Below are 20,319 nucleotides of genomic sequence, written 5' to 3' on the forward strand. Positions count from 1 at the left end.
TTTTACTAAAGGCATAATTATGAATTTTTATATAGTTGACGTGTTTGCGGAGTCAAAATATGCTGGCAACCAGCTAGCTGTATTTTGCGGTGCTGAAGTTGCCGAACTATCTGAGGCCCAAATGCTGCTGATAGCGAGGGAAATCAATTATTCAGAAACTACGTTTATTCGATCGCCCGATCCGCGAGATGGCGGCTATGACGTGCGGATATTCACGCCCAAGAAGGAATTGCCCTTTGCCGGTCATCCGACTTTGGGGACTGCGTTTGTGTTGCAGCAAGAGATTATTCGCGAAAAGGTCGATCGAGTAATTCTCAATCTAGCCGTCGGTCAAATTCCCGTTACTTTTAATTATCAAAATGAATCGGCAGAGATTTTGTGGATGCGACAAAACCCGCCTAGTTTTGGTCAAGTTTTATCAGCCGAAAGTCTGGCAAATGTCCTGAATTTAGAACCAGATGAAATTGATTCCAACTTCCCAATTCAAGAAGTTTCGACCGGAGTGCCGTTTATAATTGTCCCATTAAAAACTCTCGCTTCGCTCAAAAAAGCTCAGGTCAACTTAGATAAATATTTTGAGCTAGTTGATACAATGTCAGCGAAAGAAATTTTGATATTTTGCCCAGAAACTTACAGCGACATTAATGATTTAAGCGTGCGAGTTTTTGCCCATTCATTAGGGATTCCTGAAGATCCGGCGACTGGCAGCGCTAACGGCTGTTTGGCTGGATATTTGGTAGAATACGCTTATTATGGGTCAGCAAAGATTGATGTCAGAGTTGAGCAGGGTTATGAAATCGATCGACCTTCTTTGCTGTTGTTACAAGCCGCCCAAAATGAAGGGGAAATAGCAGTTTTGGTGGGCGGTAAGGTGGTGATGGTTGCTAAGGGAGAATTTGTGTAGAATTTTTAACAGAGAATTATTAACCGCAGATGCACGCAGCTAGATTTAGATGCTTGTTTGGCGATCGAGATGTTACAATTTTGCTAATAGCGATCGCAGCACTTTGTCTGCTTCCTGCAGTCGCAGCGCGGGAAAACCAGCCATCTGCGGCCTGAAGCCATTCTGTCTGAGTTTAAACAAAGCGCTTTTTTCGGAAAACTTGCAATTGAGTGCGATCGATCTCAACGACTACTGGCCGCCGTTTGTTGAGGACGATCGCATTGTGTCTGTTTAGCAACAGCAACTGAGCCAATATTGCCACAATCGCGCGCCTTTTGAGAAACTTGCCTTCAAAACGCGCCATTCGGACGATCGCCTCTTCGATTTTATAACAACAGTTGTTACCCTTTTGGGAAATCACAAAAATCGTTCCCGGTATGTAATCACCTTCATTTGCCCAGAAAGCATACCTTTCGCCTAAAGTAAAGTAGTGAAAAACATTGTTAGCCGTGGAAGTTTTAGCTAACTTTTCCGAAACGCCCAAAGAATTAAAAATTACAGTGGATCTAATATAATCCGGGTATTTTGCTGCTATTTGCTGAGCAACTTTGCCGCCCAAACTTTCTCCGATGACATCCGGCGGATTTCCGCTGTGAAATTGCTGCTTTATCCAATCAATAGCACCCACAGTTTGCGCCGATTTTAACTGGCGTTCTAGTTTGGCTATAAATACATCTGGCGTATCTTCCAAAACGCGATCGAAAGGATACCAAGAACCGTAGCCGCGAATCACTAAAACAGGTGGGTTATTGCCAGAAATGGGAACGCGACTTTCAGCATAAAAACCCGTCCGAGAGTCTTCAAACACTTTTTCTATGATATAATTTCCATCAATAACTTGCCCTTCCCCGTGCCGAATGTAAATTGAAGGATTATTGGGTTTAAAAGTATCGTGCAGTTGGGGTTTAGCAAACTTTTCATACAGGGAATCTAGCAAATGCCTTCCCGTTTGGCGATCGACAAAATCTGATTTTGTTATTTTCATCCCAAATCTCATTTCTAACTGATTGTGGGGGGAAAACCCGGTATTTTTGCAAAATACCTTTACCCAGATTTGGTAGGGGCGGGTTCACCAACCAAATCTAACGATTACGGACAATCTAGATAAACCCGCCCCCCACCACCGATAACCTACGTCAACCCGAAATTTGCATCACATCGGAAAATGTACATGATGATTTATGGTTGGGTTCGGGTGGGTTTTTGAGATTGTTTGTTTCAGGGAATTATTGTTTGTAAAACCCCCCCCTACAAGCACCCGGTACATGATGATATCTGGTTCGGTTCGGGCGGGTTTTATAGATTATCAATTCTTAGCAAATATTCTATGTAAAACCCGCCCCTAGCAAATCACTTTTACAAAACTCGCAACGTGCTAGCAATACTATCGACTGCTTCCATCGCGCGAATTTCATCGAGTGCTTGTTGAAAATTCCCTTCCCTAACATCGTGAGTCACGACGACAATTTCTGCTAAATCGCCGTGAATTCCCGTCTGCACAACTGATTCCAAACTAACTTTGTGGTTGCCGAAACAAGTGCCGAGTTGGCCAATTACCCCCGGAGTATCGCCCGTCAGAAAACGGGCGTAAAAGCGAGTAACAAGTTCCTGCATCGGAGCAATTTTGCAGTAGTGTTGGTGACTGCAACTCAGCAAAGGATGGGGAATCGGAACAGTTTCGGTTTTCAGGATAGCCGCGACATTCATGATGTCTGATACTACTGCGCTAGCTGTGGGGCCCGCACCGGCGCCGCGCCCGTACAGCATCAATTGCCCGATCGGCTCTCCTTCGACTAAAATTGCATTGTAAACCCCGTTAACACTCGCCAGCGGATGAGTTTTCGGCACAAAACTCGGATGCACTCGAATTGACAGCAGTTCGCTTTCTCCCTCCGCTTGCTTGCCATTGTAGCGGGAGGTTTCTCGAGCAATAGCCAACAATTTAATCACAAATCCCAGCTTGTCGGCGTAGTCAATATCAGCCGCACTAACTTTTCTGATACCTTCGCAATGAACATCTGCTAATTTGATGCGTCCGCCAAAAGCTAGCGAGGCTAAAATAGCAATTTTATCGGCAGCATCTAATCCATCTACATCTGCTGTGGGGTCAGCTTCAGCATAACCTAATTGCTGAGCGTCGGCGAGCACTTCGGCAAAGTCTGCGCCTTCTGTTTGCATCCGCGTCAGGATGTAATTAGTTGTGCCGTTGACGATGCCGGTGACACTTTTAATGCGGTTTGCACCTAAAGATTGTTTGAGGCTTTGAATGACTGGAATGCCGCCGCCGACAGCAGCTTCTAGCATTACGTAAACGCCTTTTTTGTTGGCGGCCTCGAAGATTTCATTCCCGTAGCGGGCGATAACTGCTTTGTTGGCAGTGACGACGTGCTTGCCGCTGGCAATAGCCTGTAAAATGAGCGATCGCGCCGGTTCCAATCCGCCAATCAATTCTACTACAATATCAATTTCCGGGTCAGTTGCGATCGCTTCTAGGTCAGTTGTCAGCACATTTTCTGGCAATTGTAAAGACCGAGTTCGAGAAATATCGCGCACTCCCACCCGATAAATTTCCAATTCCTGCAACAGCGGATGGCGGCCATCTGGGGAGAGCAAAATCTCTGCTGTTCCCGCGCCAACTGTACCCAAACCTAACAAACCAATTTTGAAAGCCACGACTTTGACCCGTAGAAACTCAATTAACCTACAATCATTGTATGCTAATCAAGCAATTTGTCATTTAAGTAAGCTCAATATCCAGATCCCCGACTTCTTTAATAAGTCGGGGATCTAATTTGAGATGACAATTCACAGTTCTGAATCCATGTCTACCCCCATTTCTCGGAGTCGCTGGGCCAATCTTTCGGCCCGCTGGCGTTCTGCATTAACTTGCTGTTCTAGCTGCTGATTTTGCTGTTCTAGTTCCTGATTTTGCTGTTCTAGCTGCTGTCGCTGTGCTTCTTCTTCTCGAATTAAATCTTCTACTAGCGGCGGAGATAGCACTTGATTAACCGATAAAATAAATTCAGCGAACTGTACAGACTGAACTTGCTGTCCCGGCAAAAATTCCTGGTGAGAATAACTGCCTTCATTTTCTGGACGGCTACACACTCGTATTTTTAGTAAATTGGGGTCTACAATCCAATATTCAGGGATATCAATTAAGTCATATTCTGCCCGTTTGCGAATGTAGTCGTCCCGCCAATTTTGACTGGTAACTTCGATAACTAACAGCGGTTTTTCTTCAAAGTCCAAGACTGCGGAACCAGGTTGGGTACAGACTTGTTCCCACAGACTCTGAGTGCAAATCACAACATCAGGAACGCGAGAAGAGTTTTCCTCAGTTCGGACTGCGGTAGTGACAATTGCAACTAGCGGGAGGTTGTGTGCTGCAAAGAAGCGCCGGAACTGATAAACTAAAAATTCACAAATTTTGATATGTATTGCTGTAGGTGTTGGCCTTTCAATCAGATTGCCCCGATATAATTCATAACAAACACCTGATTCTCCCTGGTAGTCCAGATACTCTTTAAAGGTCAGTTGTTGGGTAGAAATTAGGGTCATGTCAGCGATCTCCCTTTCTCGGTGAGCTTACTTCATATTTTACACTACTGTTTAAAACAACTGTTTAAAACAATTGTAGGGCGAGCTCAGCCCACCCTACAAATCAGATTAAATCAGGTAACACATTAATAAGTTTCAACGTGCCAACGGTGCTCTTTCTTCAACTGTTTCTGATAGCCAGCCCAGTCAACACCGTGCTTGCCAGCCGCGGCCGACATTCCCTCATCAATTCCGCCTTCCATACCCTTCAAACCGCAGATATAAGTGTGAGTATTCGGCTTTTGAACTAATTCCCACAATTGGTCTGCGTTCTCTTGAATCCGGTTTTGAATGTACATCTTGCCGCCGTCAACATTCTTTTGCTCGCGGCTGATGGCATAAGTCAAGCGGAAATTATCGGGGAACTCGCGCTGCAATTGCTCCAACTCTTCCTTGTAAAGAATGTTGGGAGTGTAAGCAACTCCAAAGAACAACCAAGCTAAACCTCTGAATTTGTAATCGGGATTGTTTTCTTTAAACATCCGCCACAAATAAGCCCGGAAAGGAGCAATACCTGTACCGGTACCCATCATAATAATGGTGGCTTCTTCGTCGTCGGGCAACAACATTTCCTTGCCTACGGGGCCGGTGATTTTGACATCATCCCCCGGTTGCAAACCGGTGAGAAAAGTCGAACAAACGCCGAACACTTGTTCGCCAGTCTCTGGGCTTTTGTACTCTAGGCGGCGCACGCACAGCGAGACTGTTTTGTCGTCGAGGTTGTCGCCGTGACGGGTGGAGGCGATCGAGTAAAGCCGAATTTTGTGAGGTTTGCCGTTTTTATCCGTGCCATCAGGAATAATCCCGATACTTTGACCTTCGAGATAGTGCAAATTGCCTCCAGAAATGTCGAAGGTGACGTGGCGAACTGTGCCGTCGCCGCCTTCTCTGACTAATTCTTCTGTAGAAATGCACTTACCAATATAGGGATTGGCCGGTTTGTAGAGGTTGACAGGAACCTGAACTTTTTCCTTGGCTTGAGTCATGGGCTTAGTTTCTTCTCCAGATTTCTGACTCTGTAGCCCTGCTTCTGGTGCGACTTTGCCATTTGTTTCGGGAGCGCTGTTTGAGGGGCGGATGCTGACAATTCTTCCACCCATCCGAGCAATCCGGCGCATTTCCTGATTCATGCGATCGTAGGGCACGGAGATAAATACGCTGCCGCTACGGCGAATCGGGTTACTTATTTGGTCAGTTGCTTGGCTCTGACGCATACCCTCCACTTCGTAAACAAAGATGCGGCTGCCTGATTCTGAGTTGGCCGCCACACCAGATATGCTTGGGCTGTACATTGGTTGATTTTCCTTCACGATACAGAGTTATAAAGAAAGAGAATGTGACGTTAGACTCAATTTACTTTTTTCTTAAGGCCATCGGGACTAATTGGCCTCGCCAATTTTTGGGCCCCGCCACGCCGGCGGGAAGGTTGAAGTTGCGATCGCTCGCGTATCAAATCCCTACTAGCCGAACGCCGCGCTCACCGAGCCCGCTTTGCGTTCGGCTGTTGACCTATAGCTATTGTTGTCTGCGTACTGCCAATATTTTACCCGATCGGGGGATCTGCCCCGATAAGTCGTTTTGATTGCCGATCGGTGATGGAGGGTGGCATCGGGCAACAAATAGCTCCTATTGACCGAAAGCAGCCAGGTACAAGATCCTGGATTTATGACTCCCAGGCTGACTGACGGGTCAATTCTACAATCTACAATCTAAAATCTAAAATCTAAAATCTATCGACGTTGAGCTTGTAGTGGGCGATCGCATTCTGGTAAGATCAACTACTAAAGTTAGTGTTAATAGATATTAGGATCTTATGCCCCAAGCAATCCCAAATGCCTTGTGCGATGGGATAGGGAGCTGCGTAGTTCAGCCCAGGCGGGTCAATCCGCTCGAAGTAAAAAAGAAAGGGGAGGGATTCACGCCTCCCATGTCATACATAAATGACTATACTTTTACAAGCTATTAATTACTTGCCTTGAAGATTGCTTGGGTCTTCCCGGGCAGGCAATCAACTCACTGCTGTATGCTGGTGAGAACTCGATGCTATCGCGGTAGCACAGCAGCACAAAGCCTGCTTGCCGCTACCTGCGGGCTGAAATTTTGTGGAATCTAGACTTGAGTTAGTTAGTAAACAGTGATTTTGTTAGAGGGAAACTATGACCAGTAAGCCGGATCGCGTGGTTTTAATTGGCGTTGCCGGAGATTCCGGATGCGGAAAATCTACTTTTTTACGCCGATTGACAGATTTGTTCGGGGAAGATTTCGTGACTGTAATCTGCCTTGACGACTATCACAGTCTCGATCGCAAGCAGCGCAAGGAAACAGGGATTACAGCCCTTGACCCCAGAGCGAACAATTTTGACCTGATGGCCGAGCAAATGAAGGCTCTCAAAGAAGGTAACGCGATCGACAAGCCGATTTACAACCACGAAACCGGTATGATCGACCCGCCCGAAAGGGTAGAGCCGAATCACGTGATTGTGATTGAAGGGCTGCATCCGCTGTACGACGAGCGAGTTCGATCGCTCCTCGACTTCAGCGTCTACCTCGACATCAGCGACGAGGTAAAAATTGCTTGGAAAATCCAGCGCGACATGGCGGAACGGGGCCACCGTTACGAAGACGTGCTGTTTGCGATCAATGCTCGCAAACCGGATTTTACGGCCTACATCGACCCGCAAAAGCAATATGCTGATGTGGTAATTCAAGTGTTGCCGACCAACTTGATCAAAGATGACAAGGAGCGGAAAGTTCTGCGTGTGCAGATGATCCAGCGCGAAGGCATCGCCAATTTTGAGCCTGCGTATTTGTTTGACGAAGGTTCAACAATTAACTGGGTTCCTTGCGGCCGCAAGCTGACTTGTTCCTATCCCGGAATTAAGATGTACTACGGGCCCGATGCTTTCTACGGTCACGAAGTCTCGATTTTGGAAGTAGATGGTCAATTCGAGAATCTCGAAGAAGTTATTTACATCGAAAGCCATTTGAGCAAGACTTCTGCGAAGTATGAAGGCGAGTTAACTCACCTGTTGCTCCAGCACCGCGAATATCCTGGTTCTAACAATGGAACTGGTTTGTTCCAAGTGTTAGTGGGATTGAAGATGCGGGCGACTTACGAGAAGTTGACTGCGAAAGAAGCGAAAGTGGCTATGAGTGTTTAGAACGCAGACATGAAAGATTTGAGAGGCGCAATTGCGCCTCTTTTTTTGTGGAGAAATGAACCGCAGAGGGCGCAGAGGGCGCAGAGTAGAGTTAGGGGAGGGTGTTTGGAAGTAGAGAGGTTAAGAAGGTTTTTCCGGCTTCATTCAGGTCGCTATCTAGGGAAAAAGTTAGACTGCGAACTCGGATAGCGCCATGTTTTATGTCTAGTCGCGTTGTGAGGTCTTGCGGGTAAACGAGAATTGCATTTTGGCAATTTAAGGCATTTGCGTAAGCAACTATTTGATTACGGTCATCACGGCCTACTCTATTGGGAGCTTTGTATTTTGTATCGAGGACGTACAGGATTTCATTTGTTTCAATATCGCGTATAATTAAGTCAATCTCATCGAAATAATCTTTGTCATGTTTAACTGGGTATTGTGATTCGACCTCAAAGCCTTTTGGTGTATTTGCTTTGAGCCATTCAGCGACAAATTGTTCGTATAATTTAGCCATGTCTATGAGAAAAGGGAGCATTTCGCGATCGCCAGTTTCGTGACTTGGCCCTGTGTTATCTAAAAAGAATCGACATAAGGCGTGTAAAAGTTGATAATCTTGATTCAAACGGTGATAATTTCTATCAATACAAGCTTCGGATTTAAAAGGTTTTAATGTAACAAATCCTTGGAGTGCGTGAAAGGCTTTTCGCACAGTGGATGAAACAGATTCACGGCAGAAACCGCTGCGGCCAATGATGAAAAGTGTCCAAGCGAGTATTTGATTGTCTTCGATGTCGCCTGTTTGTTCGTTATAGTGGCATTTTAGTTTAACATCCCAAGGTTTTTGCAGGGCTGACCGCAAATCGACACGGCCGCGAATGTAGGCGAGTCTTTCTGTTTTGGATAAGTAATCGCGATATAATCCTTTGCGACAGCGTTCTATAATTTTTTGGGCAAGAATGTTAGCTAATCTCTCGTAAGTTTCTTGTAAAGATTGGCACTGAATCGACCCTTGGGGAAATTTTATCTTAAGGTTGTAGGCATAGTCAAGCATTCCGAAGAGGTTGTTTATGGGAACCTTGGGGCGGATGGCGATGTGAAATTCTGGAGTGATGGGAATGTTGCCCACTCTGCCTTTAGATGTTAATTTCCATTGATATTTTGTTTTACGGGTGGGAAATTCTATCCCTATTTCGTTGGCATAATTATCGCATATTTTATCCCCAACTGATTCGGGGATAAAATCTCGTTCAAAGCTTTCGGATTTATATTCAGTGAGTTCGATGATTTGGGGTGATTCTCGTGTCATAGATGCTGTAACGCCGTGTTTGTGGTAAGAAGGGTAGCGTTAGATTATCAATTGCTCAATTCGTCTTTAATTTTATCCCAGAGAAACTTATCCATTTTTTCCAGGTTATCAAAGAAGTATTCTTCGAGGTATGGCTCAATTTCCATTTGCCAAATATCTTGGATATCTTCACCTAAAGTTTTTGTCAAAAAGAAGGATATACCTAATTCATAGTGCTTGTTGCTAATTGCTTGATTTACTTTTTTGAGAATCCTAATTAAGTCATCAACTGCAAAACCTGTTTTCTCTCTATTATGATAGTTTTGCAGCAGTTCATAGTTAGGATAGAGGGGGATGAATGCGAAGCGGCGGCGGAGTGCGTTATCGACTAAGGCAATAGAACGGTCTGCGGTGTTCATCGTGCCGATGATGCGGACATTTTTAGGGATTTTAAAGGGTATACCGCTGGCTAGTGTAATAGAGCGTTTTGTGTCTTGTCGGTCATCTAGGAGATACATTAACTCGCCAAAGACTTGAGAAAGATTTGCGCGATTAATTTCATCAATAATGAGAACGCAAGTGTCTTCATAGGGTTCGGCTTTTTCGCAGAACTCTCGGAATCTACCGGGAACTATTGAGTAGGTTAATCGTCCGTTTTTATTTATTGGGCGGAGGCCTTCGATAAAGTCTTCGTAGGTATAGGCGGGGTGAAATTGGATAATGTCTGAAAAACCGTCACCGCCGCCGATTAAGTGTTTGGCTAATTTTTCAGCAATGAAGGTTTTTCCGGTTCCGGGCGGGCCTTGGATGATGGTTTGGCCTTTGCGGTTAATGGCCTGTATCCATTGGGTTAGTTGGGTTGTTTGAAAACCAGTAATTTCTGAAATTTCTTCTAGGTGATACACTGGATTAAATTCCTTTTCATGTACTGAAAGATATTGGCTAAGAAGAAGAGGTACATCATGGTCATCGTCGTAGAAGATATTAGTGGAAATTAAAAATAATGGAAATACTTTTTTAAAGGTTTGTGCTATCTTATGAGTTAGTTGTTTATCCGAATATCCTAATATATTTTTTAATTCAAGTGATCTGGTTGCCAAAATATGACCAGATAAAACGAGTTTAACATTTTCAGATTGTCGCGAAGCGATAACAATTTCTTCCACAATATTGTCTAATAGTTGGTAAATACATGTACCCGGTTTGGTTTCGGGGATAACATTTGGCCACATACCATAGTGAAAATACTTATCATCTCCTTCGTTAATACTATATCTTAAATAAAAGGGCTGTTTATTGTAAACGGAAGAACGTTTAAGAATTGCGATAGAATTAACGTCATTTTCAGACGAGTTTGCGTACCCATATAACATGAACAGAAACGCCTCTTTTTGTGCCTCGAAACCAAAAGTTAATCTTTGGTTTTCAACTTTTAACATTAACTGAGCAGATTTGGTAGAAACCCTACTACAGTAGGCTCCCCTGTAGACTCCTGCTGATTCCAAAGATTTCCTATGAATGTAGCTAAAGCTCCCCTGCTTGATATCTATATATTTTTTAATACAATCCGGCAACTGCTTTTGTACCTGGTTTAAAATATACTTGACTGGTTCTTCTACATATTTTAATAAATCTTTTTGGTGTTCACTGAGAAAATCTGAGCTTGGGTTTTCAGAAAATTGTGCCAATAAGTTAAATGTGTTCTCTGAAAAAGGACATTCAGGATGTACAAAAACTTTTTCCATTTTTTCTGTATGTTTAAGGTGACTCAATTGTTGTTCTTAAATTATTGTAGCCGATCGCCCTTCCCGACACCAGATATCTGAGATGCGATCGCACCCACCATCCTTACCCACATCAAATGCCCTGCCAAACCAGTAACACAGGCAAAACCGCTAACAACAGTTCCCGGAAAATTTAAACTTGTGTCGAAACAATCTAAACGTGCTATATTCAACTCCGTAAACCCTGAACTGCGCTTTCAGGTAATGCAAATTTATAAACGAGTCAACTGAATGCTCTCTACTTTCAAGAAATTAGCTTCAATTGCAATCATCTTTGCCGCCCTAAAACTTTTACTTAATTATCCGCCTTTCAGAGAAATAGAAAATTATATCGCAAATAGAAACCCAGCAAGTGCCACCTTAGACAATGGAACTCTGCAGCAAAAATCCAGCAGCCCGCCTCCGGTACTTCCTAAAAAACCACCAGAGCAAACCTTTGATGTAGTAGTATATGGTGATGAAGTACCGGGGATATGTGCGGCGATATGGGCTAAGAAAACTTTAGGCCCAAAGGGCAAAGTTGCGATCGTGCGATCGACCTACGGAAGAGCTCCTTTGGGCGGCTTACTTACCCGCGGCGGTTTAGCTTACATCGATTTAGATAAAATCCCCAATTGGCAACGCCAACCCTACGCCCAATGTTTTAAAGAATTCTTAGATAAAGCGAATGCGCGCGAATCTTGCTTAGACCCAAAAAGGGCAGATCAAGCTCTCAGACAAATGCTTTCAGCAGCAAAAGTCAGAGTTATTTCCAACTCAACTCTTACTCCCCACGTCGTAGATAAAAAAATCGAATATGCCCAAGTAAAAGGCAGTAGCTTAAGAATTAAAGCCAACTCTTTTATTGACGTAACTCAAGACGCTGAATTAGCCAGAAAAGCCGGATTATCTTATTATACAGGATATGAATCTCAAAATATAAAATCCAAAAATGAAACTTTAGCAGTCTCTGTAGTTCCGACAATTACAGGTATAACGATGTCCGAATTCCGCAGAATAGAAGATGACATTCTATACAATCGGCCTTTGGTAAAAAAGATTAAAGAAAGCATTACAAAATATAAAGATCCAGCCAGTACAAAATTCTGGCTGAAGAATTTTTGGAGTACGATTTATCAGCCATATACAGACGGCTACGACATCAGAAGTGTAGCAATAGGAGCAGCGTATCACATAGACAGAAATCTGCCCTTTAGTCAAAATAAAGGATTCTTTTTTGATAAAGGCAATGTCTGCGTTTATAACAAAAATGTGCTGTCCTGGAACGGGTTTCTGTTTAAATACCCAGTTGACCAAATCATGAAGATGGAAGCTAACGGCAGAAAACCGACTCCTGAAATGATTAGAGAAATGTCACATCTCCAACACTGGCTACAAAAGAAGTCTGGTAAAGATGTGAGAGTATTTATTCCAGACGAGATTTATATCAGGCAAAGTTTGAACGTTCGCGAGGTGGTAGATCCGCTGACGGGGAAAGAGATTATCAAAGGGGGAACAGTACCCGGAAAGTCGATCGGCAGTTTTTCCTACGATTTCGATATGCGGGGCGGAGTCAAGCATTTATCTACGAGAATTCCGCCGCTGCCAGTGTATAATTTCGGGATAGAAAGCGCTTTGGCTAGCAAAGTGAATAATTTAGCCATTGTCGGGCGATCGTCCGGTTATGTCGGTATGGCTGTATCCGTCGGGCGAATTGCGACGGTGAATATTTATCAAGGACAAGGTGTGGGCGTCGCCGCTGGTTTGGCTAGCAAGTTCGGCGTGCCGCTGAATTCGATTACTTCGGCTGAAACGAAAAAAACTCTGGAGACTTTAACGGGGAAAACGACGTATTTGTCGGGGAGAGATACGAGTTATGGGGTGGATTATAAGGAAGTGAAATAATCGACATATAGCAGTCGCCCGTGTTGCTAAACTATGTTAAACCAGGCCTACAAACTAGAAACTTTTGTTTAAGTTTGAGAACAAAAAACGCAATTCCTGGAGTTTGATAACTGTTATTCATTGCGATTCTTAATTATTGCAATTTGTTTTACCAGTAGGACTAAGGCAAAAAGAAAATCGGTTTCTCTGCAGAATCGTGGCTTTCTCCCAGAGAAGGCAGGTTTTGGATTAGGAATTTATGTCAAATAAGATATTAAAAGGATTTAACCACTGAAGATGTCGAAACCTCATATTCGACGGCGCAAGATTCCCCAACTCTTAGATATCCTCTCGATCTTCGCTCTGCTGCTGCTCGTATTCTGTAATAATGTTCTGAATATCCTCTGCTGCAATATCGACTTGTTCGGATTTGGTGTAAAGGGTCAGCAAAATGATTCCCGTTGCTGTTTGGACGTAGTAAATTAAACGGTATCCACCACTTTTACCTTTTTGAGTGTCGCTATTTCGGACTCTCAACTTGAAGACTGCATAACCCACTCCAGCAATTCGATCTCCTGGCAGTTCTCCCCGTGTGAGTTGTTCGATAATGGGTTGAATATCATTGCGAATGCTGCGGTATTTTTTTGCAAGAGTGCGTAAATTGCGATTGAAGGTTGGTGAAACTATAACTTGAATTAAGGGCAAGTCAGTCATTTTCAATTCCTTCCCACATTTGAGCAACCGAAATGGTTTGCCCAGTCATGGCTTCGTGCCAAGCTTGCCGAAAATCTTGTATAAGCGCTGCTTTAGATTGGTTCTCTCCGTCAATTTCTGAGGGTTCTGGAATACTAAAAGAATTAGCAGGAGGCATCTCTTGGATTTCTGCTGAGAAAACCTCTGGCAGATTATTTGGCGAAATGATTACCCCCTGACGTTGCTTTTGGCTTAGAAACTCTATAAAACTCGCAACTAATGCCAGATGTTCTGGAGAAAGTCGATCGAGCCATCGATCGATTTGATGTCGAAGTGCTGCTACATTCATAATCCCATCAAACCTTTTAATTTTACCTTGATTTTAACGTAAACCCGCCCCGCCTGGAATATCGCTCTTCCCTCTGCCTCTGACGCGGATGCGGTTCAAAACTCTTCTCCTCCCTTCTATGGCACAATCTTAAATAAGATCAAACTCTCAAGCCACCATGACCGCAAACCTACCACCCCAATACGACCCCAAAGCCACCGAAGCCAAATGGCAAAAATACTGGGAAGACAACCAAACCTTCAAAGCTGACCCCGAAGCCGGCGGCGAACCTTACTGCGTCGTCATCCCGCCGCCCAACGTGACCGGCAGTCTCCACATGGGACACGCTTTTGAAGAGACGCTGATTGATGTCCTCGTCCGCTATCACCGCATGACTGGACGCAATACCCTGTGGTTGCCGGGAACGGATCATGCTAGCATCGCCGTTCAAACTATTCTCGAAAAGCAACTCAAAGCAGAAGGCAAAACTCGCCACGATTTAGGCCGAGAAAAATTCTTGGAACGGGCCTGGGAGTGGAAAGCTGAATCGGGCAATACTATTACTAATCAATTACGCAGTTTGGGCGTGTCTGTCGATTGGTCGCGCGAACGCTTTACGATGGATGAAGGCTTATCCGCTGCGGTTTTAGAAGCGTTTGTCCGCCTGTACGATGAGGGGCTGATTTATCGCGGCAATTACCTGGTGAATTGGTGTCCGGCTAGTCAGTCTGCTGTGTCGGATTTGGAGGTAGACCAACAGGAAGTTGAGGGCCATTTGTGGCATTTCCGCTATCCTTTGACGGACGGTTCTGGTTATTTGGAGGTGGCGACGACTCGGCCGGAAACGATGTTGGGGGATACTGGGGTGGCGGTGAATCCACAGGACGATCGCTACCAACATCTTATCGGTAAAACTGTCACTTTGCCGATCGCAAATCGCGAAATTCCCATCATTGCTGATGAGTTTGTCGATCCGACTTTCGGAACTGGTTGCGTCAAGGTGACTCCCGCCCACGACCCTAATGACTTCGAGATGGGTAAGCGTCACAATTTGCCGTTTATTAACATCATGAATAAGGACGGCACTTTAAATGAAAATGCCGGAGAGTTCCAGGGACAAGACCGATTTTTTGCCCGGAAAAATGTGGTGCAGCGGTTAGAAACTGACGGGGTTTTGGTTAAAATAGAAGATTATAAGCATACTGTTCCCTACAGCGAACGCGGCAAGGTTCCGGTCGAACCTTTGATATCTACGCAATGGTTTGTGAAGATAGATCCTCTTTCTCAGCGTGCTTTAGAAGCATTAGATCGAAGTAACTCACCAGTCTTTGTTCCTGACAGATGGACCAAGGTTTATCGGGATTGGTTGGTGAAGCTGAAGGATTGGTGTATCTCCCGACAATTGTGGTGGGGACACCAAATTCCGGCTTGGTATGCTGTTAGCGAAACCCAAGGACAAATTACTGACACGACACCGTTTGTGGTGGCCAAAACTGAAGCTGAAGCTAGGGAAAAAGCAACGGCTAAATTTGGTAAGGACGTGCAGTTAGCAAGAGATCCAGATGTATTGGATACTTGGTTTTCGTCTGGGTTGTGGCCTTTCTCAACTCTGGGATGGCCTGACGAAACTAAGGATTTGGAGTTTTACTATCCGACAACTACTTTGGTAACAGGTTTTGATATCATCTTTTTCTGGGTTGCTAGAATGACGATGATGGCAGGACATTTTACTGAAAAGATGCCTTTTGATACTGTTTACATTCACGGTTTGGTGTTGGATGAAAACGGTCAGAAAATGTCTAAGAGTAAAAATAACGGTATCGACCCGCTGCTGTTGATTGGTAAGTACGGTACTGATGCTTTGCGCTACACTTTGGTTAAGGAAGTGGTAGGGGCCGGTCAAAATATTCGCATGGAGTACGATCGCAAAACTGATGAATCGAAATCGGTGGAAGCTTCCCGGAATTTCACGAATAAGTTGTGGAATGCGGCGCGGTTTGTGATGATGAATTTGGAGGGACAGACGCCGCAACAATTGGGAATTCCTTACCCCCCCCAACCCCCCCTTACTAAGGGGGGGAGAGAAGAAGATTCCCTTGTTGAGGGGGGGAGAGAAGAAGATTCCCTTGTTGAGGGGGGGAGAGAGGAAGGGTTGGAATTGTGCGATCGCTGGATTCTTTCTCGCTACAATCAAGTTGTGCAGCAAAGCCGCAATTGTTTGGAAAATTACGGTTTGGGGGAAGCGGCGAAGGGACTTTATGAGTTTATTTGGGGCGATTTCTGTGACTGGTATATTGAGTTAGTCAAGTCTCGCTTGCAACAGGATGCTGAACCAAATTCTAAGAAAATGGCACAGCAAACTTTTGCTTTTGTGTTGGAAGGGATTCTGAAACTGCTGCATCCTTTTATGCCGCACATTACTGAGGAAATTTGGCACACTCTGACTCAAACAGGTGATGGCGAATGTTTGGCTTTGCAAGCTTATCCTGAAGCTGATATCTCGCTAATTGATGCTGATTTGGAACAGCAGTTTGAGTTGTTGTTCGGTACAATTCGCACTATTCGCAATTTGCGGGCAGATGCTGATATCAAACCCAGTGTGAAGGTGACGGCGATTTTGCAAAGCGAAAGCGAGAAAGAACGCCAAATCATCTCAGATGGAGGTGTTTACATTCAGGATTTGGCAAAAGTCGAAAATCTGACAGTTACTGCTAGTTTGGATGCAGAACCCCCCCTTAATCCCCCCCTTGGTAAGGGGGGGCAAGGGGGGTCAATTGCTGGGGTTGTCGGTACTGTGCAAGTATTGATTCCCCTGGCTGGGGTGGTGGATTTGGCGGCTTTGCGTGCTAAATTAGAGAAGAAGTTGAGCAAGGTGGAAGCTGAAATTAAGCATAGTGCGGCGCGCTTGACTAATCAGAAGTTTGTGGATAAGGCTACTCCTGATGTGGTTCAGGGGGCGAGGGATGCTTTGGCGGAAGCCCAAAAACAAGCGGAAATTTTGCGCGATCGGCTAAAGTTGTTTTAAGGAGTCATTAGTCGCGGGTGGGTTGAGAAACCGGGTTTCTACGAATTTTTCGGTTGAGTAACGAAAAATATTGAAAGAAACCCGGTTTCTGAGGAGATTATCATTTTTATTAGGCTGGGCGATCGCTGTATAAAAACATCCCAAAATCCCGTAGGGGCGGGTTAACCAGCCATCTATGAAATACACAAACAATCTCGTAAACCCGCCCTCTCCTCAGCCATTATTTACATCACAATTTTACCTCTAAATTCATCGTACATTTTTATTGTTGGTGGGCGGGGGCGGGTTTATAGTATTATTGATGTTTACCATAAATGGTTGGCGAACCCGCCCCTACAAATTTGGTTTCAATAATAGAACCAATTGTGCTAACACGGGCAATTAATCACCAATTACCAATTACTAATTACCCTCATGTTATATTTAGCCCAAGTACAAAAGAAGGAAATTTTAGGCGAGATAAGTCTGCAATTGCTGGCTTGCCAAAATTCTGATGATACTTGGGCTATGCTTTGTAAAGAAACTCTCTTGACAGTACCGTCAGATTTAGATCAAAATGTTTTAAATGAAGGAATGCTAGTATTAGCAAATGTTGACGAAAATAGCCAGGTTTTGCATATTCAAGCAGCTACAAACTGGGTACTACAATTAGTAGAAAAATATTTAACAACAGGTTTTACTCCCGATTTTTTGCAGCAAGAAGCCCAGAAAGCCGAAGATTGGCGGCAATCTCTCACTTTGCAGAGTCAAGAATTGTCTCGCCGCTTGATTGAAGTTGAAGCCCGCCGAGAACAAATTCAAAATTTAGAGGCAAAACTCCAGCAGGAAAAGCAATTGTTGGAAAGTTCGATCGCCCAATTGCCTATTCCGCCCGCTACTCCACTAATTTGACTTAAAATTTGATTTAAATTAACACACCAAACGTAGGAACACGGCACTACCGCGTCCCCACTAACCTAATATGCAATTTGCTGGACATCATATAATTTGTAACTTGACAAATACCCCTTACCAGTTGCTGAATCGCCAGCAATACGGCCCGCGACTAAAGCACTTTTGACTTCAGCCAAGCAGCGGGGAGACACCGCAGTTTCTGAGAATTGCTAACATAAGCGCGCTTCTGAAACACATCGTACTGATTGCGTTCGATCGCATTTAAGATTCTGCTGTAGAGCATTGTAGCAGCCCAAACTGTCCAGCGAATATCGGGACTGAGCACTTTAATTCCGGGTTCGGCGCTGGCGTATAATTTGCGAGCTCGCTGAATTTGAAACCGCATCAATTCCCGCCAGCGGTTGTCAATTACACCGTTGAATAAATCTTCTTCGGTGTAGTTAAACAAGGCTAAGTCTTCTAAGGGAATGTAAATGCGGCCGCGGCGGGCGTCTTCTCCGACATCGCGCAGAATATTAGTCAACTGCTTGGCAATACCGAGGGAGATGGCTTCTTCTTTGGGAATTCTATTCCCCCAGTGCCAATTCCAGTTAGCAGCGGAGCTCGATTCGCCTACACCCATGACAGACATCGACATCAGCCCTACAGTACCCGCTACTCGATAACAGTAAAGATTGAGCTCTTCAAAAGTTTCGTAGCGGCTGCGGTACAAGTCCATTTGCTGGCCCGCAATCATCTCTCGAAACGGCCCAATGTCGATCGGGAAACGAGACAGCGTATCCACCAACGCTACGTCGTAGTCGTCGTGAGGATGGCCGGCAAACACCGATTCTAGCCGTTTTTCCCACAGATTGAGGGTTTCAGGGGTCGTTGCATCAGAACCCGGCCCGTCTACGAGTTCGTCGGTGCGGCGGCACCAGACGTAAATCGCCCAAATCGCCCGACGCTTGGCTTCGGGCATGAGTTGAGTGCCTAAATAAAAATTTTTGGCATAACTCGCCGTGACTTGGCGGCACAGTTCGTAAGAGTCATCCACAGAAGCCAGAGTTCTCATGCACTGGAGTTTTGACAGTTGCAGCATCCGAGAATAAGAAATTTAAAGATTAGAACTGATTTTCCCCCGTTTAGAAAACGGGAGATTTTTTACGTCTTTATGAAAAATTCTTAATTTTTCATTTGTTATTGGCCGTCGAAATAGCCTGCGCTGTCAGCTTACCAGAAAGCACGGCACCTTCCATACTCGCAAGATAACGCTGCATCGTATAATCCCCCGTTAGATAGAAATTGCTAATGGGAGTTGTTTGTGTGGGACGGCACTGCTGGCGTCCGGGAGTTGCTTTGTAGACGGAACGAGGGGTTTTGACTACGTGATATTTGAGCAGTTTGGCTGGTTCTGGGATTTGATCGGGAAAGAGTTTTTCTAACTCGACCATTGTGGCTGCGACGATATCTTCGTCAGATTTGCCGATCCAGTCTTTGGCCGGTGCTAAAACCAGTTCCAGCATTGATTTGTCTGGGTTGGCATATTCGCGGCAGGTGTTGCTCATGTCGGCGTAGACGCTCAGCAGGGGCGATCGCGAGAACAGCAAATGGTCGATTTCAGTTAGCTTGCGATCGAACCACAAGTGTACATTAATGACGGGTACTCCCTCCAAACCTTCGAGCTGTTTGAAATAATCCATTTCGCCCCAAGGTTTCGGCATCATCAGCTTCAGCGGGTCAACCGGCATCGCGGAAACGTAAATATCGGCCGTCAGAATTTCTGACTCTGCCCCTTTTACTCCCCGAATCTGGAACCCGCGCACCGTGTTGTCATCGTTGAGCAAAAACTCCCCGATGGGTGCATTCAGCCGTACTTCACCACCGCGCTCAGTTATGTAGTCTACCATCGGCTGACACAACCTCTCTGTGGGGCTACCGTCTAAAAAGGCCATTTTCGAGCCGTTTTTCTCTTGCAGGAAGCGGTTGAGGGCTGTCAGCAGTATGGTTGCCGATATTTCGTGGGGGTCAATGAAATTGAGCGCCTTGGACATGGCGATGAATACTTCTTTTTCGACTCTGGGGGGGACGTTTTGCTTTTTCAGCCAGTCGGAAAACGAGTATTTGTCCATTGCTTCGACATAGTTTTGACCCTGAAGCATCGCCGGAATCAAACCTATACCGAAGCGGATTTTTTCGGGCCAGGTGAGCATATCGTTGTTGCTCAAGATGGCTGCGACGCCGTTGAAGGGGGCAGGAAGGTCGGGAAAGTCAAAGCGGGAATAGGTTCCGGGGGTTTCCGGCTGATTGAAAATCATCGAGTGCTCTTTCCATTGCAGCCTGTCTTCAATGTCAAGTTCTTTGAAGAGTTGGAGCATATTCGGGTATGCACCGAAGAAGATGTGGAGGCCGGTTTCATACCAGTCGCCATCTGCATCTTTCCAGGCGGCCACTTTGCCGCCGAGTACGTCCCGACTTTCTAGGATGATGGGGGTGTGGCCCGCGTCGGTAAGATATTTAGCGCAGGAAAGTCCTGCTAAGCCTGCTCCGGCGATCGCAACTCGCATTTGATACTACTTGGCCTCTGTGTTCGCTTCGTTTTCATTATACTTTACAACTCGTTACAATATTTTGGGAAATCTGTAGGGACAAGGAACTGCCCATAGGTGTCAACCAACACGTTAAACCCGACTGTCCGACAGTCTTCGCGCCTACCCGACAGTCCGGCAAGGGTTGAAACCCCTGCCTCAAAGCAAAAGTCCTCTCAAAGAGGACTAATGAG

General features: G+C 45.1%; 17 protein-coding genes. 6 read left to right on the forward strand and 11 right to left on the reverse strand.

Annotation, left to right across the window (positions count from 1 at the left end):
- Nucleotides 1-19 precede the first annotated feature (19 nt).
- Both QUB51_RS14810 and QUB51_RS14815 read left to right on the forward strand, forming a co-directional pair.
- Nucleotides 20-904, forward strand: a complete 885-nt coding sequence (locus tag QUB51_RS14810; protein WP_333260365.1) for a PhzF family phenazine biosynthesis protein — start codon at nucleotides 20-22, stop codon at nucleotides 902-904.
- 29 nt (nucleotides 905-933) lie between these two features.
- Entirely contained in the window at nucleotides 934-1,059 is a 126-nt protein-coding gene (locus tag QUB51_RS14815; protein WP_333056682.1) for a hypothetical protein, read from the forward strand.
- A 17-nt stretch (nucleotides 1,060-1,076) separates the two neighbouring features.
- Here the strand turns inward: QUB51_RS14815 and QUB51_RS14820 are convergent, their stop codons facing one another.
- The 4 genes from QUB51_RS14820 to petH form a co-directional block, all read right to left on the reverse strand.
- Nucleotides 1,077-1,928 (reverse strand): hypothetical protein, encoded by an 852-nt coding sequence (locus QUB51_RS14820; protein WP_333260362.1) that lies wholly within the window; start codon nucleotides 1,926-1,928, stop codon nucleotides 1,077-1,079.
- Between the two features lie 371 nt (nucleotides 1,929-2,299).
- Nucleotides 2,300-3,616, reverse strand: coding sequence for a homoserine dehydrogenase (locus tag QUB51_RS14825; RefSeq protein WP_333208217.1), 1,317 nt, complete (start codon nucleotides 3,614-3,616; stop codon nucleotides 2,300-2,302).
- 132 nt (nucleotides 3,617-3,748) lie between these two features.
- Complete coding sequence (locus tag QUB51_RS14830) at nucleotides 3,749-4,504, reverse strand: Uma2 family endonuclease (RefSeq protein WP_333056678.1); 756 nt, start codon at nucleotides 4,502-4,504, stop codon at nucleotides 3,749-3,751.
- A gap of 125 nt (nucleotides 4,505-4,629) precedes the next feature.
- Nucleotides 4,630-5,835: a ferredoxin--NADP reductase gene (gene petH, locus QUB51_RS14835; RefSeq protein WP_333056676.1), complete on the reverse strand. Its 1,206-nt coding sequence runs from the start codon at nucleotides 5,833-5,835 to the stop codon at nucleotides 4,630-4,632.
- A gap of 864 nt (nucleotides 5,836-6,699) precedes the next feature.
- Between petH and QUB51_RS14840 the strand changes: the two genes are divergently transcribed.
- On the forward strand, nucleotides 6,700-7,704 hold the full coding sequence (locus QUB51_RS14840) for a phosphoribulokinase (protein WP_333208216.1): 1,005 nt from the start codon (nucleotides 6,700-6,702) through the stop codon (nucleotides 7,702-7,704).
- A 91-nt stretch (nucleotides 7,705-7,795) separates the two neighbouring features.
- Here the strand turns inward: QUB51_RS14840 and QUB51_RS14845 are convergent, their stop codons facing one another.
- The 3 genes from QUB51_RS14845 to QUB51_RS14855 are packed head-to-tail and all read right to left on the reverse strand — an operon-like array spanning nucleotide 7,796 to nucleotide 10,928.
- On the reverse strand, nucleotides 7,796-8,992 hold the full coding sequence (locus QUB51_RS14845; RefSeq protein WP_333260359.1) for a 5-methylcytosine restriction system specificity protein McrC: 1,197 nt from the start codon (nucleotides 8,990-8,992) through the stop codon (nucleotides 7,796-7,798).
- Between the two features lie 47 nt (nucleotides 8,993-9,039).
- Complete coding sequence (locus QUB51_RS14850) at nucleotides 9,040-10,716, reverse strand: AAA family ATPase (protein ID WP_333260356.1); 1,677 nt, start codon at nucleotides 10,714-10,716, stop codon at nucleotides 9,040-9,042.
- A gap of 41 nt (nucleotides 10,717-10,757) precedes the next feature.
- The gene (locus QUB51_RS14855) at nucleotides 10,758-10,928 is read right to left on the reverse strand and encodes a hypothetical protein (RefSeq protein ID WP_333260353.1); all 171 of its coding nucleotides are present in this window, start codon (nucleotides 10,926-10,928) and stop codon (nucleotides 10,758-10,760) included.
- 58 nt (nucleotides 10,929-10,986) lie between these two features.
- Between QUB51_RS14855 and QUB51_RS14860 the strand changes: the two genes are divergently transcribed.
- Nucleotides 10,987-12,639, forward strand: coding sequence for an FAD-dependent oxidoreductase (locus QUB51_RS14860; RefSeq protein ID WP_333260350.1), 1,653 nt, complete (start codon nucleotides 10,987-10,989; stop codon nucleotides 12,637-12,639).
- A 318-nt stretch (nucleotides 12,640-12,957) separates the two neighbouring features.
- On the opposite strand, the gene QUB51_RS14865 is transcribed toward QUB51_RS14860, so the two are convergent.
- Together QUB51_RS14865 and QUB51_RS14870 are read right to left on the reverse strand one after the other, a co-directional pair.
- Nucleotides 12,958-13,332 carry a type II toxin-antitoxin system RelE family toxin gene (locus QUB51_RS14865; RefSeq protein WP_015179269.1) on the reverse strand — a complete coding sequence of 125 codons (375 nt, stop codon included), beginning with the start codon at nucleotides 13,330-13,332 and terminating at the stop codon, nucleotides 12,958-12,960.
- Nucleotides 13,325-13,660, reverse strand: coding sequence for a hypothetical protein (locus tag QUB51_RS14870; RefSeq protein WP_333056669.1), 336 nt, complete (start codon nucleotides 13,658-13,660; stop codon nucleotides 13,325-13,327). Before QUB51_RS14870 ends, QUB51_RS14865 begins: the two co-directional genes overlap by 8 nt.
- Before the next feature lie 157 nt (nucleotides 13,661-13,817).
- On the opposite strand from QUB51_RS14870, the gene QUB51_RS14875 reads away from it, so the two are divergent.
- Complete coding sequence (locus tag QUB51_RS14875) at nucleotides 13,818-16,664, forward strand: valine--tRNA ligase (RefSeq protein ID WP_333260347.1); 2,847 nt, start codon at nucleotides 13,818-13,820, stop codon at nucleotides 16,662-16,664.
- A 414-nt stretch (nucleotides 16,665-17,078) separates the two neighbouring features.
- Nucleotides 17,079-17,555 carry a hypothetical protein gene (locus tag QUB51_RS14880; RefSeq protein WP_333056667.1) on the forward strand — a complete coding sequence of 159 codons (477 nt, stop codon included), beginning with the start codon at nucleotides 17,079-17,081 and terminating at the stop codon, nucleotides 17,553-17,555.
- Between the two features lie 154 nt (nucleotides 17,556-17,709).
- Here QUB51_RS14880 and crtB read toward each other — a convergent pair whose 3' ends face one another.
- Together crtB and pds are read right to left on the reverse strand one after the other, a co-directional pair.
- Nucleotides 17,710-18,639, reverse strand: coding sequence for a 15-cis-phytoene synthase CrtB (gene crtB, locus QUB51_RS14885; RefSeq protein ID WP_333260343.1), 930 nt, complete (start codon nucleotides 18,637-18,639; stop codon nucleotides 17,710-17,712).
- A gap of 91 nt (nucleotides 18,640-18,730) precedes the next feature.
- The gene (gene pds / locus QUB51_RS14890; protein ID WP_333260340.1) at nucleotides 18,731-20,104 is read right to left on the reverse strand and encodes a 15-cis-phytoene desaturase; all 1,374 of its coding nucleotides are present in this window, start codon (nucleotides 20,102-20,104) and stop codon (nucleotides 18,731-18,733) included.
- Between the last annotated feature and the right edge of the window lie 215 nt (nucleotides 20,105-20,319).

Source organism: Microcoleus sp. AT8-A3 (genome assembly GCF_036705675.1).
GTDB lineage: Bacteria > Cyanobacteriota > Cyanobacteriia > Cyanobacteriales > Microcoleaceae > Microcoleus.

Coding starts and splice junctions, on each gene's coding strand:
- QUB51_RS14810 (WP_333260365.1), top strand. CDS start 20: ATGAATTTTTATATAGTTGACGTGTTTGCGGAGTCAAAATATGCTGGC.
- QUB51_RS14815 (WP_333056682.1), top strand. CDS start 934: ATGCACGCAGCTAGATTTAGATGCTTGTTTGGCGATCGAGATGTTACA.
- QUB51_RS14820 (WP_333260362.1), bottom strand. CDS start 1,928: ATGAAAATAACAAAATCAGATTTTGTCGATCGCCAAACGGGAAGGCAT.
- QUB51_RS14830 (WP_333056678.1), bottom strand. CDS start 4,504: ATGACCCTAATTTCTACCCAACAACTGACCTTTAAAGAGTATCTGGAC.
- petH (WP_333056676.1), bottom strand. CDS start 5,835: ATGTACAGCCCAAGCATATCTGGTGTGGCGGCCAACTCAGAATCAGGC.
- QUB51_RS14840 (WP_333208216.1), top strand. CDS start 6,700: ATGACCAGTAAGCCGGATCGCGTGGTTTTAATTGGCGTTGCCGGAGAT.
- QUB51_RS14845 (WP_333260359.1), bottom strand. CDS start 8,992: ATGACACGAGAATCACCCCAAATCATCGAACTCACTGAATATAAATCC.
- QUB51_RS14850 (WP_333260356.1), bottom strand. CDS start 10,716: ATGGAAAAAGTTTTTGTACATCCTGAATGTCCTTTTTCAGAGAACACA.
- QUB51_RS14860 (WP_333260350.1), top strand. CDS start 10,987: ATGCTCTCTACTTTCAAGAAATTAGCTTCAATTGCAATCATCTTTGCC.
- QUB51_RS14865 (WP_015179269.1), bottom strand. CDS start 13,332: ATGACTGACTTGCCCTTAATTCAAGTTATAGTTTCACCAACCTTCAAT.
- QUB51_RS14870 (WP_333056669.1), bottom strand. CDS start 13,660: ATGAATGTAGCAGCACTTCGACATCAAATCGATCGATGGCTCGATCGA.
- QUB51_RS14875 (WP_333260347.1), top strand. CDS start 13,818: ATGACCGCAAACCTACCACCCCAATACGACCCCAAAGCCACCGAAGCC.
- QUB51_RS14880 (WP_333056667.1), top strand. CDS start 17,079: ATGTTATATTTAGCCCAAGTACAAAAGAAGGAAATTTTAGGCGAGATA.
- crtB (WP_333260343.1), bottom strand. CDS start 18,639: ATGCTGCAACTGTCAAAACTCCAGTGCATGAGAACTCTGGCTTCTGTG.
- pds (WP_333260340.1), bottom strand. CDS start 20,104: ATGCGAGTTGCGATCGCCGGAGCAGGCTTAGCAGGACTTTCCTGCGCT.